The 19,166-nt window shown below is 49.7% G+C and carries 6 protein-coding genes; all 6 read left to right on the top strand.

Going from position 1 to position 19,166, the window contains the following annotated elements:
* Nucleotides 1-27: 27 nt before the first annotated feature.
* The 6 genes from uvrA to MKX59_RS21940 all read left to right on the top strand — a co-directional run bounded on the left by uvrA (nt 28) and on the right by MKX59_RS21940 (nt 19,165).
* Nucleotides 28-2,943 (top strand): excinuclease ABC subunit UvrA, encoded by a 2,916-nt coding sequence (gene uvrA, locus MKX59_RS21965; protein WP_340858937.1) that lies wholly within the window; start codon nt 28-30, stop codon nt 2,941-2,943.
* Complete coding sequence (locus tag MKX59_RS21960; RefSeq protein WP_069081230.1) at nt 2,940-3,971, top strand: class I SAM-dependent methyltransferase; 1,032 nt, start codon at nt 2,940-2,942, stop codon at nt 3,969-3,971. The genes uvrA and MKX59_RS21960 overlap by 4 nt, the downstream gene beginning before the upstream one ends.
* Before the next feature lie 14 nt (nt 3,972-3,985).
* The gene (locus tag MKX59_RS21955; RefSeq protein WP_340858936.1) at nt 3,986-5,392 is read left to right on the top strand and encodes a condensation domain-containing protein; all 1,407 of its coding nucleotides are present in this window, start codon (nt 3,986-3,988) and stop codon (nt 5,390-5,392) included.
* Nucleotides 5,393-5,394: 2 nt separating this feature from the next.
* Nucleotides 5,395-6,543, top strand: a complete 1,149-nt coding sequence (locus tag MKX59_RS21950) for an archaeosine biosynthesis radical SAM protein RaSEA (RefSeq protein WP_340858935.1) — start codon at nt 5,395-5,397, stop codon at nt 6,541-6,543.
* Nucleotides 6,544-6,626: 83 nt separating this feature from the next.
* Entirely contained in the window at nt 6,627-14,249 is a 7,623-nt protein-coding gene (locus MKX59_RS21945) for an amino acid adenylation domain-containing protein (protein WP_340858934.1), read from the top strand.
* Nucleotides 14,246-19,165, top strand: coding sequence for a condensation domain-containing protein (locus tag MKX59_RS21940; protein WP_340858933.1), 4,920 nt, complete (start codon nt 14,246-14,248; stop codon nt 19,163-19,165). Before MKX59_RS21945 ends, MKX59_RS21940 begins: the two co-directional genes overlap by 4 nt.
* Nucleotide 19,166: the final 1 nt, after the last annotated feature.

Below are 19,166 nucleotides of genomic sequence, written 5' to 3'. Positions count from 1 at the left end.
AAATTTATGAAAAAGTGTGGGCTTAGCATGCAAAACTACATTGTTGTCAAAGGTGCAAGACAGCACAACCTGAAAAATATCTCCTTGCGGATTCCGCGAGATCAACTGGTTGTTTTCACGGGAGTTAGCGGCTCGGGTAAATCATCGCTTGTCTTCAATACACTATATGCGGAAGGGCGACGACGCTTAATGGAGTCGCTGTCCGCATATGAACGAATGGGCTTGCGAAAAACGGAAGAGGCGGATGTGGACTTGATCGAAGGGTTGTCTCCGGCAATTGCGATGGAGCAAAAGACGGTCTCGCGCAACCCGAGGTCAACCGTGGGTACATTGACCGAAATCTCCTCTTTTGTCCGGTTGTTGTTTTCACGAACAAGTCGGGCGGTTTGTCCCTACTGTCAGGAAGCACTGCCTGTGCAGACAAGGAAAAAAATCACGGAGCAGGTACTCCAATGCTCACCTGATGCTTCAATAGAAATCTATGCGCCGATCCTTTCCATGCCACATGAAGGGCCTGTCGCGTTGCTGAAGGAAATACAAAAAAAAGGCTACACCCAATTAAGCTGGAATCAAAAAATGCTGGATATAGAGCAAGCAGAAGCTTTGTTTTCCGGTAGGTCTCCACAGGCCGTACGTCTAGGAAAAGGAGACAGTCAGCTGGAGGTACTTGTTGGCAGAATTACGATTTCAGCTTCCGTGGAGCAACGCAAAGATATTCAAGCTATGGTGGATAAAGCACTGGACTTAGGAGATGGCTGGATTCAAATTCGACCTGTGGTTGATAAACGATTCGTATGTAATCTGAATTTTGGCTGCTCCTGTTGTGGCATGGTGGCGAGTGAAATTTCGGCAGGGGCTTTCTCGTCGAATAGTCCTTTGGGTGCTTGTCCGACTTGTACAGGACTGGGCACTCATTATGAAGTAGATCTGGAACGTGTGATTCCTGATCGATCCAAAAGTCTAGCTGAAGGAGCGATTCAGCTACTTGGCTGGCAATGTGAGCAAGAGAAATTTCATAAAAATCGAAAAATTTTGGAGGGACTAGCGACCCGATATCATTTTAAACTAAGCACGGCGGTAAAGGATCTGCCAGATGAGGCGTTATACGCTGTGCTATACGGTACTCAAGGGGAAAAGATTGCAATTGAGAATCCTGCTACAGGTGGCAAGCTGATGCACGAAAGATTTGCAGGGATTGTGAATCTTATTTATAAGCGCTTTAACGCTAATGCCAAGGATGAAATGAGCGCCATGAAAGCGGAAGACAAGGAAGTGATGCGGGAACAAGTATGTCCGAGCTGCGGAGGAGCACGTTTGAAGGCAGAACGACTGCTATATCGTGTGGGGGACAAAACGATCCGCGATTTTTCGAACATGCCGTTGGTTGAGCTGTATGCAGGCTGTGATGAACTACTGCGAATGGCACCTCAAGTTTTCGAGAGTCTTGCGGCTGTGGCCCAGCCCATTTTACAGGAAATCAAGACTCGTTTGACGCTGCTGCTGGATATGGGACTGGACTATTTAAATTTGAACCGTCCGGTGACCCTGCTCTCGGGTGGTGAATCCCAGCGCGTACGCTTGACGACCCAACTAAGCTCAGGACTGATGGGCATGATCTACATTTTGGATGAACCCAGTGTCGGATTACACCCGAAGGATACCGGGAAAATGATAGCTATGCTTCACAGACTACGGGATTTGGGAAATACCATCTTGGTCGTCGAACATGATGAAGAGATTATGGCCCAAGCGGATTATCTTGTAGATATTGGGCCTGGCGCAGGATTGCTCGGTGGTGAAATTGTAGCACAGGGTACGGTGGAAGAAGTCATGAGCAATTCGAAGTCTTTGACAGGACAATATTTGAGCGGCAAGCGAGGTATTCCTGTTCCCACCCAACGAAGAGAGGCGCGTGACGGGAAATATCTTGAGGTGCTGGGAGCCAGGGAGAACAATCTACAGAACCTGAATATACGAATTCCACTGGGTTGTTTAGTTTGTGTTACAGGGGTATCAGGATCAGGGAAAACCACGCTGGTTCATAACGTTATATATGGGAAATTACGTTCTCGCCTGGAGGGTAAATCTGCATACCTGAAGCACGATGTAGAGCTGAAAGGAGAAGCGTCGATTGATCAGGTGATCTGTATCGATCAGAAGCCAATTGGACGGACATCGCGATCCACTCCGGCTACCTATGTGGGGGTGTTTGACGCCATTCGAAAGCTGTTTGCTAGGACAGAAACAGCTAGGCAGCTCCAACGAAAGGGTGCACATTTTAGCTTCAATTCACCGGGTGGACGCTGTGAAGTTTGTTCAGGACTCGGGGTGATCGTCACTGAAATGCAGTTTATGTCTGACGTTGAAATGGTTTGCGAAACGTGCCGGGGCAGACGCTACAGCGAGGATATACTGGCAATTACATATCACGAGAAGAATATCGCGGATGTATTGGAGATGAGCATTGAAGAAGCTGCTGTTTTCTTCGCTGACCAACCGGATATTTACGGCAAGTTGAAGCTCATGAACGAATTGGGTCTTGGTTATATGAAGCTGGGTCAGTCTGCCACGACATTATCTGGCGGGGAAGCCCAGCGTATTAAGCTGGTAGAGGAGCTAAGTCAGTTAAAAAAAGGGCGCAGCCTGTTGTACATTTTGGATGAACCGACCACAGGCTTGCATCCCGACGACATTCAGCGACTGCTAACTATCCTTCAACAGCTCGTGGATGAGGGCAACACCGTACTCATCATTGAACATAACCTGCATCTGATCAAAACAGCAGATTATGTGATAGACCTTGGCCCTGAAGGGGGCACCCGAGGTGGACAGCTAGTGGCAGCTGGAACGCCTGAGCAGGTTGCGACCTGTGAGCACTCCCATACCGGAGCTTTTTTACGTAACTTAGGAATGGATTACGACGAGAACGAGGTGAGAGCATGAGCAACAGATTGGAGCATTTACGCATTCTCCCGACAGGCCCCCTAAATTATTATCTGCAAAAGCGATACAACGATCTGCCATGGGTGCACAAGTTTGGCTTGGATCACATCAAGGTAAAGGGGGATTTTATACTCATTCATGCATGGAAGCCTGGGTATGTGAAGCTAACACGGGAACAGGCGAATCTTCTCAAAGCAGCCATTGAAAAAGGCGAAAACCCAGAGGACAAGCTTCCACGGTTACCGGAAGCATGGCTACTGGACGGAGAAGATGAACCTGATGTGGAAGGACTCTTGGCTAAGGTCATCGTGCCCGAGTTATTCGAACTGCTTTCCCCGGAAAATCTTCAAGAAGACGTGACCAGTCCGCAATCTATCCGGTTAAGAGCTATTTTGGAGCGTGTCGCCGAGCATGTACCTGTTTTTCCAGCCATTCAGAATCCCTATGAGCTGCGTCGTTTTCTGGAGGTCGTGAAGAGCCAAAAGCCTAAAACAGTCGTTGAGATCGGGACAGCCAGCGGCGGTGTATTTTATTGCCTGAGTCAACTGGCCGATCCGGACGCGTTGCTCGTCAGTATTGATTATCCGGGTGGACCGTATGGAGGGGGTCAGGATGACAGTGAGGTGCAGCTCTATTCCAGCTTTGGCAGCACGGGGCAGCAGTTTTCTTTTATTCGAGACCGTTCATTTCACTGCTCCACCAAACAGGACTTGAAAAAGGTTCTAGGAGAACGGCAGATTGATCTTCTGTTTATCGATGGTGATCATTCCTACGGTGGAGTGAGTTCGGATTTTCGTATGTATCAAGAGCTGGTGGCACCGGGCGGCATGATTGCTTTTCATGATATCAGTATGCGGCCTGAAACGTGGGGAAGAGGTTATGATGTTGGCGTTTTCTGGGATGAAGTGAAACAAAGTTATCCCTCCTTTGAGGAGTTTGTAGACCCAACGGGCTGTCGAGAGCCATTTATTCGTCACCCGCAAGAGGGACTGTTCGCATATGGGATTGGCACCATCATTCAATTGTAAGGGGGAGAGAAACCATGAGCCACCGTCCATTGAACAAAACACGTGTGGAGGATGTCATTGGTTTGACTCCCATGCAGGAAGGAATGCTCTACCACTATTTACGGGACAAGGATACAGGAGCTTATTTTGAGCAATACAGCTATACGCTGCAGGGTCAGCTTGATCTATCTGTCTGCTGTGAGGCGTGGAAATGGACGATTCAACAGCATGAAGTGCTGAGAAGCGTATTCCGCTGGGAAAAGATCCAGAACCCGGTTCAGATTGTCCTGAAAGGACGCGTCCTGTCTTTCACTTTCCATGACCTCACAGAAATGGAAGAGGTGGAGCGAGAGACGGTACTACAGGAGCTGCGCGAGGCAGACCGTGCTGTAGGATTTGACCTGTCCGAGGGCCCCCTACTGCGGATTACGGTGTTTAGGCTGGCACATGATCGTCATATCATGATGGTCAGCAACCACCATATTGTGATGGATGGCTGGAGTAATGGCATTGTGCTGGGTGAGTTTATCCGGGCATATGATGCGCTGCGTGCAGGCCGGGAGCCAGAACGATTAGCCAAGCCGCGTTTTCGAGAGTACGTGAAATGGCTTGGGATGCAGGATAGAAGCGGAAGCAAGGTATTTTGGCAAGCTTACCTGACTGGATATGAGGTTCAGCCCCTGTGTTTACCCGATACAATTTCTGGCTCGGAAATAAGCGATACGGCTTGCGAATCGTATGTTTTGCAATCGGAGCTGGTGAGGGGGCTTGAAGCTGTCGCGAAGGAAGAATCCGTGACAGTAGGTACCCTTTTTACAGCGGCCTGGGGTATTCTGCTGCAAAAGGTTAGCAGACGTCAGGATGTGCTTTTCGGCACGACGGTATCTGGTCGCTCTAGCAGCCTGCCTGGAATTGAACGGGTAGTGGGGCTTTTGATGAACACGGTTCCTGTACGGTTACAGTCAGGCAATGGAGATACGCTGCAACAAGCCTTGCTCGATATTCAGCAAGCCAGCGTAGCGAGACAGCCCTACGAAACAACACCGCTTGTGGATATACAGTCTTACGGCAATTTCAGAAGCACAGAGCGTCTTTTTGATACGTTGCTTGTGATTGAAAATTATCCGCTGGAGATCAATCGACAGAGTGAATTGACCTTGGAATCCTTTTCTGGCCATAGCGTAACGGATTATTCACTTCTGGTGAGCATTCATCAAATGGAGCAAACTGCCATCCAAATCATGTATCAGCCCTCAAAATATGAGCCGTCCGCGATTGAACTGTTATGTGAACGTTATGTTGCTTTGCTCAGGCTGATCGTTACAGAAAGAGATTATGCCATTCAGAATATTCACTCCTTGACGGAGATGGAAAAGAGACTGGAAGAGGTTTGGGCGATTGAATTTGACTATAGCCCGGATACTTTGAAAAGGAGTGTATGAAGATGAAGAAGCCGAAAGCTTGGGAACAAATGGATTCCTATCAATGGATGACCACGAAAGAAACCGCCCACTATTACCGACTCATCGCCAATCTAATGAAGGAGATTCACGCTAAAATTCCAGATGAACAGTATCATTTGGACAAAGTAGCGACAGAAACGGATATTCGTGAGGAAAACTTTCAGGGAAAAAACTATCAACGCGCAGTCATGTATTTAATGTCTAACGGATGTGAGTGGGCCTTGAAAAACGGAAATGGCTGCACCATGTGCGGTCATTTGGCTAAGCAAACACGTAAAGACGGCCCTCTCTCTGCCCATTATTATTTGGAGCAATTTAGTGAGGAATTTAAGCGGATTGATTTTAGCAAATATCCTTTACTCAATCTGTATAATAACGGCTCCATTCTCAACGACAATGAAGTTCCGGCTGAAGCGCTGTGGGAAATCATACGCATGGTTGGAGAAAAGCCTGAGATCAAAATGCTGGTCATCGAAACCAGACCCGAATTTGTAACGAAAGAAAATATGGCGGAAATTAAGCGCCTTTTACCGGATAAGCATGTGGAAGTCGCCATGGGGCTCGAAATGATTGACGACTTTTTGCGGTATGTATGCATAAACAAAGGCTTTTCCTTAAAGCAATTTGATAAGGCCGCTCGCTTGGTGACCCAGGAGCTGAATTTACGCAGCTATGTGTTGCTGAAGCCGCCCTTTATTACGGAACAAGAGGCTATCGAACATGCCGTGCAAACGATTGAGCATGCTTTTGAGCTCGGTACGACGACCGTTTCACTGGAAAGCTGTACCGTACAGGATTATACACTGGTGCAATATTTAAGTGACCAGGGTGCCTATAAACCGGCATGGCTCTGGAGCATCGTTGAGGTGGTAAAACGGACGGCGCATTTGGGCAAGATCATCGTCGGCTTGTTCCAATTTTACCCTTCCCCTGTCGGGGTGCCTTACAATTGTCCGCATTGCAGTGATCGAGTAATAGAGGCGTTGAAGGAGTATAATCACACTCTTGATCCGAGCGTTCTGGAACATCTGGATTGCAGCTGCAAGGCTGAATGGGAGAAGGGACTGAATCACGTGCATCCTCCTTTTGAGGAAAGACTGAGTATTTTGAATAGTGAATTAATCAAGTGATTCATTGAGATTATCAACTGGAAGATATGGTAGATTCGTCAGCTCATGAAGGCCTGGAACGGTTGACAGAGAGGGGAGTGTGTATGGACAAAAGTACACATTTGAAAGGCCGGATCATTGAAGAATATTGGATGGAAAAATGGTCTCAAGACCTGCCGAGGGAGTTACTGCCTGCAAGCAGAAGCAAGTCTAACCATCAGCTGGAGGCTCGCAAGGAAACGCTCGAAATGGTTATTCCCAGGGAAACGATTCGTCAATTGGATCAAATGTCGAAGGGCTCGGAATTGGGACGTTTTATTTTGTTCCTGACGGCGCTGTCAGGGCTGGTCTATCGCTATTCGCAGTCAGAGGATATTTGTATCGGCACGACGACGCTTATACAGTCCGAACCCAAGCGGGGAAATGTACTTTTTCTCAAGTCGCGGGTTCAGGGAAGCCGAACCTGGCGTGAGCTTAACGAAGACATGAAGGCCGAGTTTTCTCGAACGCTGAATCATCAGGATGTTTCTGTGCCCCTTCTCTATAACAAATGGACATCTCTTCACGGGAGAGAACTGCAAGAACTGTGGCAACTGGCATGTGTGGATGAGGGATTACAAACGGTGACTGAGGACCTGGATCGGTTCGATCTGATGATCAAGCTTGTACCAAACGAAGAAGGTCGAATGCTGCAACTGGTTTATCGGCCTGAGGTGTATTCGTTGTCCCTAGTCCAATCCTTTGCTGCAAATTTGCTGTATGTTCTGGCTCAATGGCCTGAGAAATCGGCGGTCTCTCTGGAGGATGATGCGGCAAATATGCTGGCTCCACAGCAACGAGAGCTTCTGGTACATGGATTAAACCAGACGGCTGTAGAGCTGCCGGGTGTGACCTTGCTGCATCAATTGTTCGAAGAACAGGTGATGACAACGCCTGAACAAGCTGCTGTGGTCGAGGCAGGGTATCGCATTAGCTATAGAGAGCTAAATGCGAAGGCAAATCAGTTGGCCCGTACTTTACAACGTCACGGAGTGGGATCGGATGATATCGTGGGCATCATGGCTGAGCCGACGACGGAGGTCATCATTGCCATCTTAGCGGTATTAAAGGCTGGAGCGGCGTATTGTCCGATAGATCCGACGTTTCCAGTAGAGCGGGTACAGCAGCTTTTAACGGATAGTCGGATGGAGTTGTTGATCTCACCTCCACAGCATGTGGATACCCATGCTTTTCAAGGAACAGTGCTCGATCTATCCAATCCTGCATTATATGCGGGGGAGCCGTCCAATCTACCGTTTGAGGGTAGACCTGATCATACAGCGTATGTCATATACACATCAGGCTCGACGGGAGCGCCTAAAGGGGTGGTGATAGAGCATCGTCATATTGTCAATCAATTGGCTGGACTGAAACGCAGCTATGACTTCCATGAACAGTTGAGACATGTTTTGATGGCTCCGTTCACATTCGATCCCTCTGTGCAGCAGATTTTTTTACCGTTAGCTACAGGCGGGACACTGTATCTGATTCCGAAAGAAGCCAAAACCGATCCAAGCGCCTTTTGGGGACTGGTACGGAAGGAACGGATTAACGTGTTGAATACCGTACCTTCACTGATGGAAGTGCTGTTGGAACAGGTGACAGATATCGAACATCACTTTGCTTTTATCATGGTGGCAGGTGAGGTTTGCAGCGGCGAGCTGGTACAGCAATTACGCGATAAGTTGAACATAGACAAGCTGCTCAACATTTACGGCCCGACGGAAGCGGCTATTAATACAACTCTGTATGAATGTCTGCCTGTAGAGCAGCGAGCAACATTACCCATAGGTAAGCCTCTGCTGAATTATCAGGTATACGTTCTGGATCCACAGCAACGCTTGCTGCCCTTCGGAGCTACTGGAGAGCTGTTCATCGCTGGCGCTGGACTGGCGCGCGGATACTTATACAATCCACGCTTGACGGCAGAACGCTTTGTGCCGAATCCGTTTGGGACCGAAACAGAACGGATGTATAAAACAGGCGATCTGGTGAGATGGCTGTCTGACGGCAATCTGGAGTTTGTCGGCAGGTCCGATGATCAGGTTAAGATCCGGGGGATGCGTGTGGAGCTGGGGGAGATTGAGTCTGTTCTCAGAAGTCATCCGTCCATCAAAGAAGCCGTGGTCATTCCGCATGGATCAGAGGAACGAACCGAGGATCTTGCTGCCTTTTATACCTTGAAAAAATCGGGAGCCAGGCAAGAATCTCCGGTCGGAACGAGCGATGTCCAGTCGTACTTGAAGAAGCATGTACCGGGCTATATGGTCCCGGCTCATATCGTCTGCTTGGAGTCCATGCCCGTCACAGTGAACGGCAAGGTGGATAAAAAAGCGTTGCCTCTGCACCAGATTGTAATTACCGAAACCCGTGCATATGTGGCACCACGTAATGAGCTGGAAGAACAGCTGGCGGAGATCTGGAAGAAGCTGCTGGTCGTACCTGTCGTTAGTGTGGAGGAAAGTTTTTTTGAAGCAGGTGGAAATTCGTTGTCTATCGTGCGACTGCAAAGCAGAATCCACCATCTGCTGAAAGTTCAGCTGACGATTCCGCAGCTCTTTACACATCATACGATCGCCATGCAGGCTAAAATCATTCAGTTCGGCGGTGTAGAGCAACCTACCGAAGCCCTTCGCAAAACGGAAACAAAACGGCTACATACCCACAGACCTGAGCTTGGAAGCAAGGGGCGAAACGGTGATGTTGCTGTGATTGGCATGGCTTGCCGTTTCCCTATGGCGGACAATTGCGATGACTTCTGGGACAACCTGTGTCGCGAGGTGGATGCCGTCCGCGACATTCCGGCCCATCGGTTACAGGATATTGCTCAGAGTTCAGATGATGTAGTCGGGCAGTCAAGATCGTTGCCGCAAGGGGCATATCTGGATCGAATTGATGGCTTTGATGCATCGTTTTTTCAAATATCCCCTAATGAAGCACGGATGATGGACCCGCAGCAGCGTCTACTGTTGCAGGTTGTATGGGAAGCGATGGTGAATGCGGGATACTCGGAAAAAGAGGTGTATGGCTCGAAGACAGGAGTGTTCGTAGGGACAGGCACACCGCAATATGTGGACCTTATGCCACAGGTAGAGCCTTCCGCAATTCCGGGGAATTTGCAGGCTGTGATTGCCGGACGGATTGCTTATGCCTTCAATTGGACAGGCCCGGCGGAGGTTGTTGATACAGCCTGTTCCTCTTCACTCATCGCCGTGCATCATGCGGTACAGGAGATAACGTCCGGCGGTTGTGAAATGGCTGTAGCTGGTGGTGTCAATCTGTATCTGTCGATGGTGGATGAAAATCTCTTCAATATGGGAATCGCCTCACCTGATGGAAAGACGAAGGCGTACGACGCATCGGCAGATGGTACAGGCGGTGGCGAAGGGGTTGGCGCTGTTGTACTGAAGTCACTGGAGCAGGCGGTGGCTGATGGTGATTATATTTACGCAGTAATCAAAGGAAGCGCAGCTAACTCGGATGGTCGCTCCAACGGGATCACAGCTCCCAATGCGGCAGCGCAGGCTGAAGTGATTGAAGAGGCCTGGAAGCGTGCGGAGATTGATCCGCAGACGGTTTCTTATATCGAAACGCACGGAACAGGCACCAAGCTAGGTGATCCTATTGAAATGGAGGGCATTACACGGGCTTTTGGACGGTATACAGATCGTAAGCAGTTCTGTGCGGTAGGCTCCGTCAAAAGCAATATCGGGCATCTGGATTCAGCGGCAGGGATTGCCGGGTTTATAAAAGCAGTGCTGGCCATCACCAAGCGTCAGATTCCGGCATCCCTTCATTTTAAAGTGCCTAACCCACATATTGATTTTGCAAATTCTCCGGTTTATGTTGCTCGGTCACTTCAGGAATGGACGCCAGACTGCGGAATTCGTCGTGCGGGGGTAAGCTCCTTTGGCTTGAGCGGAACGAACTGCCATGTTGTGCTGGAGGAATATGCGATCCAAAGAGAAGTTCCTTCTCTGGGCGAGGAATATGTATTCACCTTGTCAGCCCGGACTGAACAAGCGCTCTACGCTTATGCCGACAGGTTTGCAGCTTATCTGGGAAATACCAACGAAGCTTTGGCAGACATTTGTTACTGTACCAATATCAGCCGTGGAAACGACGCCTGCCGTTTGGCTACCGTCGTCGGCTCGCAGGAAGAATTACGGCGTAAGCTCATGCTGTTCGTGGAGCAGAGCGATCATGATGCAGCTTCGGTATTACCGGATCGCGAACGAATATACGTAAATACGACAGCAAAAACAGGGAACAGCCCTGAGCCGTATAGGGTACAGCCTGCGGAATCGCTGGAGCATATGGCAAAGGCGTATATGCAAGGAAGGGAGCTGGAGTGGGAGGACTATTATCACGGACAAAACCGGGTGCGAGTCCCTCTTCCAGGCTACCCGTTTGAAGAGAAGCGCTACTGGGTTGAACCCAAAGTTCAGCAACCACCGCATGTACCAACTAGTGCGGAATTGACCCCTGACACGCAGGAGGAAGCTCCTGATTTCTGGCAGGCTACCGAGGCGGTTTTCCAATTTGGTGAACAGTTATTGGAAGAGAGCGGTTTTGCGGTAGAACAGGGCTATAAAAAGGCGGTTGATGAATTTGCGGCCCAGCTTATTATCGGATTATTCAGACAATGGGGGGCGCTCACGGAACCCGGAAAAGTATATAAAGAGCCAGAAATGTTGCATACGATAGGGATTACTTCCACATATCAGCGTCTATTTCGGTTCATGCTGCGTTTCGTAGAAGAACAGGGCTACATCTGCATTGACGGTGATAATATCACGCTAACCCTTGAAGGGTCAGCTCCCGATCTGTCGGCCTTATGCACCCAATACGTGGAACAATATCCGGCATTTGCGGGAACATTCAAGGTGTTGAAGTATTGTCTGGATGCCTATCCGGCTGTGCTGACCGGGAAAAGGTCACCCCTGAGTGTGCTGTTTCCCGATGGTACACCGCAATTCCTGGCGGGCTTTGCCAATCAGGGACGTACGCTGGGCGATCTGTGTGAGACGATGGCGCTGGACGCATTAAAGCAGCATATTTTAGCGCAAGCGGGAAAACGGCTCCGCATTCTGGAAGTCGGGGCTGGCTCGGGAACGGTAGGCAAGGTCCTTTTCCCAGCCATAGCAAATCGTCAAGTCGAGTATTGCTACACCGATTTGGGCCGGGGCATCATTTTGGAAGCGCAGAAGCAGTTTTCAGCGTACCCGTTTGTTCGATATCAGACTTTTAATATTGAAGAAGATCCTTTGGCACAAGGCTTTGCGCCGGAACAGTTTGATATCATTATTGGCCTGAATGTAGTTCATGCCACAAGCCATTTACGAACATCCTTGTCCCAGTTGAAAAAGGTGCTTGCTCCCGGTGGAGCACTGTTTATGATCGAAAAAGTGCAGAACGAGCCTGCGGAAAATCTCGTCTGGGGCATGACGGAGGGATGGTGGCTGTTCGAGGATCAGGACATACGGAAGGATTCTCCGCTGGTTCCGACGGAAACATGGGGGCAGTTGTTGAAGGAGGAGCGATTCACGGAGGTACGAACCTTTCCTATGCATTTGCCAAACCGTGCCGAGGCTGAAACCGCGCTGATTATCGGTCGAATGAGCGAGCAAGAACAAGTGAGCAGGGTTGAAGATTTAATGTACCGTGTTCGGTGGATTAAAAAAGAACTGAAGAAGACAAGAGAAGGCGTGTTGGATCAAGGAAACTGGCTAATCTTCCAAGACAAGCTGGGGATTGGTGAGGAACTGGTGCAACGCATGAGGCGCTCCGGTCATCCTGTGGTGACTGTAGAGGCTGGGCAAAGGTTTGAAAAACGGAACGATCAACAGTACACCATCCAGCCGGGTGTAGAAGCAGATTATATTCAACTCATGAATGAACTGGGACAACATAACCAGCGCTTGAACGGTATCGTTCATCTCTGGACCTGTACAGTCACCCCGTCAACCCCAGTCAACATTGAAACAGTGGATGCAGGTTTGGAGTCAGGTGTCTATAGTCTTTATTTTCTGACTAAAGCATTACTTCATCAGGGTCTGCATGAAACGCTGGACTTGCGGGTGGTTTCCAACTTTACCCAGCGGATATCGGACGAGCAGCATGTATCACCTGAAAAAGCGGCGATTCACGGTTTGGTCAAAGTTATTTCTCAGGAGCATCCACAATTGCAATGCTTCGGACTGGATGTCGAAACGCTCCACCACACCAACGAGCAAGTGGCGGATCTGATCATGACCGAGCTGCAAGAAAACAAAACGGATTCATTCGTTGTCATCCGTCAGGAGCGTTACATCCAAGGTATGTCTCGTCTCGAATCGGATACGGTAAGCACTCCAGATAATCGGAATCATCCGGGTATTCCACCCCGGCGTTCCGTCACCGTTCGTCCGGGTGCCGTGTATATCGTGACTGGAGGCGCAGGGGGATTAGGACTGGAGGTTAGCCGGTATTTATCCGAGCAAGCTCCGATCCATCTAGTCATCCTGAACCGAACGGAGCTGCCGGAAAAATCGCAATGGTCACACATCATAAATGATCCGGTGCAAAGGAAGGCTGATGCCGCAATTTACCGTAAGCTTTCGGCCTTTGCAGACATGGAAAAACACGGCTCAAAGGTGCATTATTACGCGGGAGATGTGGCTGATTATAGGCAGATGCAACACATTTTTGACGATGTACAAGCTCGTTATGGCCCCGTTAAGGGAGTTGTTCATTGTGCGGCAGCTAGCGGCGACACCAGTCGTCCGCTGGAGATTCAGAATTTGGGTGATTTTCGCAAGGTGCTTCGCCCCAAAATTCACGGAACGCTGGTATTGGATAAGCTTATGGCGGAACAAGAGACAGATTTCTTTGTTCTGTACTCCTCGGTAGCCTCGCTATGGGGCGGAGCTGGCGGTGGAGATTATGCGGCTGCCAATGCGTTTATGGATGCCTTCAGCGCACAGCGTAACATGCAGGGGCAAACGACGCTTGCGATCAACTGGTATGCGTGGGAGGGACTCACTGGACCAGGGTGCATGGACTATATGCCTGTATCAGATGCGCTGGCTGCTTTCCGCATGAGCTTGTCTTATCCGCTGGATCAGGTGGCCATCGGCAAGTTTGATACACAGAAGCTGCGTGAATGGGCGCCGATGATGAAAATTCAGCTTGTGCCGGATATGTTGACGAGTCGACGCCGAGCTGTAGCTAAATCCACCAAGGAAGCAGGAGCTCTGCCATCTGTCGAGCCTAACCGTTTGGTGACAGATGTGAAGGTCAGTCTGAAAGGGAAAACGACAGAGCCTTACACAGAGCTGGAACAGCAGATCGCTCAAATATGGGCAGAGGTGCTGGGATACGAGGAAATTGATGTAGGTCAACATTTTTTTGAAATCGGCGGGGATTCCTTGCTTATTTTGAAAGTGCTGAGTCTTCTGAATGAACGGGTTGATCCCGAAGTGGAGGCCGGGGATTTGTTCTCGTACGGTACAGTTGCGCAGCTGGCTCAGTTTATGGAAAACAGGCATGCCGCCAGCACAAGAGAAGTGACGGACGTAGCACCGCACTTACAGGTTGAAGTTTCCGGGGCGGACGAAGCGGACGAGGATTTACGAAGCCTGATCAAGCGTGTAAAGGAGGACGCTATTTCAGTGGATGAAGCTATGAAAGGATATGAAAGCATATGAGGGATACGTTTGTTGAAGCCATTTTGCAGCTTGTAGCCAAACAGGAATTATCCGAAGAGCATGCGTATTCTCTGATCAAGCAATATCAGGTTCGGCTCAAAACTGCTTCATCGTCCGCAGCCCACGATGGAATAAACCGCAACAGGGATATAGCCATCATCGGCGTAGCCGGACGGTTCCCGCAAGCAGATAACAAGGAACAATATTGGAGTAATCTGGTCAACGGTTTGAATGGGATACGAACGTTTCCTAGCTCACGTTTGGAGCAGATTCGTCCCTTTTTGGATGAGGAGAATCAAGGGCCATATATGCCGGCAGGCTATTTGGAGGAAGTTGATACGTTTGACGCGGCATTTTTTAATATTCTTCCGGGTGAAGCCAAATACATGGACCCGCAGCAGCGTATGTTCATGGAAACCGGTTATGAGGCCATTGAGGATGCAGGGTATGGCGGGGAACGCATTCGTGGCTCACGAGTGGGGGTATATGTCGGCTATAGTGAAGCGCGATACAAGGAGCTGATCGAAAGCGAGTCGTCCACCGCCTTTGTCGGGAATTTCCCGCCAGTTATCGCAAGCCGTCTCGCTTATGCGCTGAATCTGTCCGGTCCTGCATTGAGTGTAGCCACCGCCTGCTCGTCTTCCCTGGTTGCCTTGCATCTTGCATGTGAGGGATTACGCGCTGGAGATTGCAGCATGGCTTTGGTGGGTGGGGTAGCCATTGGTGCGTTACCCACCAGGATGGAGCCGGGCGGGCTGGGGATTACTTCTCCGCAAGGACAATCACGCAGCTTCGACGCGGATGCCGACGGTACGGGATGGGGCGAAGGTTGTGGTGTTGTTCTGATCAAGCCACTGGAGCAAGCCGAGAGGGATCACGATTATATTTACTCCGTGATTAAAGCAAGTGCCATCAATCAGGATGGTGCCTCCAACGGATTGGCCTCCCCGAATGCCCGAGCTCAGGAAGAAGTGATTGTAGAGGCGTGGAGGCGTGCGGGCATTGACCCTTCCACGATCTCTTACCTCGAGGCCCATGGAACGGGGACCAAAATTGGAGATCCGATTGAAATTAAGGGGATTACGAATGCCTTTCGCAGGTATACGCAAAACAGACAATTTTGCGGTATCGGCTCGGTCAAAAGCAATATCGGTCATCTTGATTCCGCTTCAGGCATGGCAGGATTAATCAAAATGATCATGGCTTTACAGCATAAGCAGCTTCCACCCACCCTGCATTTTGCTTATCCTAATCCGTTGATGAACTTGCATAGTTCTCCGGTCTATATCCATACGAAGCTAACCGAATGGCGAAGTGAGGATGGAATTCCGCTGAGGGCAGGTATCAGTTCATGGGGATTAAGCGGTACAAATTGTCACGTGGTACTGGAGGATTATCAGGGAAGCAGGCCCTCCCTTTCTTCGTCCTCCGATCTACCCTGGGGTGGGGAGCGTGTATTTACCCTTTCGGCATACAGTGAGGATTCACTGCGAAGATTGACTGCCCGATATATTGATTTTTTGGAGAATGACGATATTCCGCCTTTGGAAAATATCTGTTACGTCCTGAATACGGGCAGAGAGCATCATGCTTATCGGCTGGCGATTCCGGTCACGGATCGACGCAGCCTTTGGACAAAGCTCAAACAGGCTTATGATGCTTTGGTTCGTCAGGATGGAACAGGGCTGGAGCAGCAGGGGATTTTCTGCACCATTTGCAGCGAGTCCCTGGTAGAAATGGCGCTGGATACAGATGATGCCCCGATGATTGCCCGGCGATATGTTGCCGGGGAGAACAGGCGCTGGGCGGAGGATTATCCGGTAGGTGGGTGTGTCAAAGTACCCTTGCCTGCATACGCTTGGGAGAAGCAACGATATTGGGTGGAGCCGCCGATCCAACGTCGAAGCAGCAATCGCGATGAACAGGTGTCAGCTTATAGCGAAGCACGCGTTTCCTTTGGTGACGGATATGTTCCGACGGAAACAGAAGACAGGCTGGCACGTATCTGGGGCCGAATTTTAGGCATTGACGAACTGTCTGTGGATGCGGGTTTCTTCGAACTAGGCGGGGATTCCCTGCTGGCAACAGATCTGATTACTGCCATAAGCCAGGTATTCCATACACGAATTACATTGGTTGATTTGTTTGGACATCCCTGCATTCGTGAGCTGGCCCAGCTTATTTCAGGCGAAAAAAAATCGGATTACCAGTCCATTGAACCTGTGTCTCCACAAGCATTTTATCCCGTATCCAATGCGCAGCGCCGTCAGTTTATTTTGAAGCAGCTGGCAGAAGGTAATTTGAGCTACAACATGCCCGGAGCGGCTACGATCACGGGACGCCTGGATGTGGAACGCTTTAAAGCTGCTTTTGCTGCGATCATTCGTCGCCATGAATCCTTTCGGACGGTGTTTGATGTTGCGGAGGATGAAATTGTGCAAAGTGTTCTTCCGCAGGCTGAGCTTGCTATATCACTGGGAGTGGCTCCAAAGGGAGCAGATGTGCAAAAGCTGATGGAGGAATTTGTCCAGCCGTTTTCCCTGGGAGAGGCTCCTTTACTTCGGGTACGCTTGCTGCGACTAACGGAGGAATGTGATGAAGAGGACAAGCATTTGCTGATGTTTGATATGCATCATATTGTTTCGGATGGCGTTTCCATGGAGATCCTCATTCGGGAATTTACCAGTCTTTATGCCGGACAGGACCTGCCGCCGCTGCGTATCCAATATAAGGACTATGCGGTATGGCAAAATGCTTTTCTGCAAAGTGAGCAGATGCTGCAGCAGGAGCAATTTTGGCTGAGGACGTTAACGGAAGGACTGGAGTCAGGATTGCCTGTTCTGAAAATGCCCAGTGACTATCCCCGACCGCCTGTGATGACTTTTGAAGGGGGGGTGTACTCGTTCACGATTGACAAAGTGGTCGCTGAACGCTTGCGAGCGATGGGACAGGAGCATGGCGCTACGCTGTATATGACGCTTCTTGCTGTATACAATGTGCTGCTTTATCAATACACAGGGCAGGAGGATGTCATTGTAGGCTCTCTCATTGCCGGCAGACGTTATGCGGGTGTAGAGCATACGATAGGACTCTTTACCAACTACTTACCTATTCGTAATACTCCAGCGGGTGAGCGGCGCTTTACGGACTTCTTAAAGGAGGTGGCTCATCGCACCATAGCCGCGTATGATCATCAGGATTATCCATTTGAAAAGATGGTGGAGCATCTGGATCAGAAGCGCGATCTTTCACGCAACCCTATTTTTGACACCATGCTTATTTTACATAATCAGGGGATGCAGAGAACCCAATTTACGATGGGAGATTTGAAGCTGAACATGTTGGACTGGGCCAAGCACAGTTCAACCATGGATTTAAAGCTCGACATTTTTCAGGGAATGCAAGGGGAACTGAAATGTACCTTTGAGTATTATTCCCGTTTGTTTCACGAACAGACGATCACTGCGCTGGCAGGACATTTGCTCAGCCTGATCGACCAGATTGTGAACCAGCCTGAGCAAGCTTTAGCGGAGTACCGGATTTTTTCACCTGAGGAAGCGGAGAAGATGAAACAGAAACGGCAGGGAAAGGATTCTACTTTTGCGCTTCCTGCGATCTGCCCGGCACCGGATGCTGAGCAGCACCCTTTATCTTTTTACCAAAAGCAGATATGGCGACATCGAGGATCAGCTCCTCATGTGATCGTTCATGCAGCGTGGAAAGGCAAGGTGGATCAGACGTTATTTGTCAGAGTGCTGGAAGAACTGCAAGCCGAACACAGCACGCTCAGAACAACCTTCAGGGAAGAGACAGCTGGGCCGACTCAGCAGGTGCAGGCGTATCTTCCGTTGGATTACAAATTTACAGATGTAATAGAGGGGGATGCAGCTTCTTGGGCGGAACACCGTGTGGCTGTGGAGTATCAAAACCCGTTCGAGTTACGACAAGGTCCGCTGTACCGGATACGCTTGGGTTGTGACAGCAACGAACGATGCCAATTGATCGTCGCTGTTCATCCATTACTAACGGAGTGCCTCGATCTGAAAGGTTGGCTGGAACAACTGTTTATTCGCTATTCCGCTGCTGTTACGGATTCGGCAGTGGATACAGACCACATATTTCAGTCCATCTCGCAGATTGATTTTACTTATTGGCAACAACGGTTGCTGCAGGAAGGATATTTGGAGCCTCAAAAGGCGTATTGGACTGAGGCACTGCAAAAGCCGCTTCCTCCGATCGGATTGCCGTTCAAACGCGGGGAAGAAGCTTTTGTAACACCCGAGTGGACTTCTATTGAAGTGCCTCTCGCCACAGAGGAGACTGAAGCTCTAAAAGCTTTTGCCTCCAGTCATGAAGGTTCTGTTACGGACGTTCTATTCGCCTGTTATTTCCTGCTGCTGCGGCAATTAACGCATGCGGAGGAGCTTTTGATCTATGTCATGCATCCCGAAGGACATCCAGTTCAGGGCAGCGGAGTACCTTTATGTATCCAGCATCCTGTGCCAGTCAGAGTTTCGATGGAGGGGCTTTCGTCGTTTAATCCTTTGCTAGAAAAAGTGAAGGACAAACATCAAGCTGCGCTTCAAGCTGTTTTATATCCGTTTCATTTGCTGCTGGACCCTAATGAGTTGAAGAGCGGGAGGGAGGGTTCATCACGTTATAACGTCGTCTTTTGCACAGAGGATGGAACGAGATCTTTACCCGAGGGAGGGGAAGTGGGATTGCGTGTATACCCCTCAGAGCCAGCAGCACTGCAACTGTCAGTCGTGAAATCAACAACCGGACTGACCTGTTCCCTGAGGTGGAATACCGCTTTGCTGGAATCTTCCTATGTCCACTCTATGCTGGAAAGGTATCACAAAATAATCAAGACCATTGCTAGTAGTGTGTCCAACCTGTCTAAGGTATCCCATTAAC

Source organism: Paenibacillus sp. FSL R7-0340 (assembly GCF_038002205.1).
Classification (GTDB): domain Bacteria; phylum Bacillota; class Bacilli; order Paenibacillales; family Paenibacillaceae; genus Paenibacillus; species Paenibacillus polymyxa_B.
This window is presented reverse-complemented; position numbering and strand designations above follow the sequence as displayed.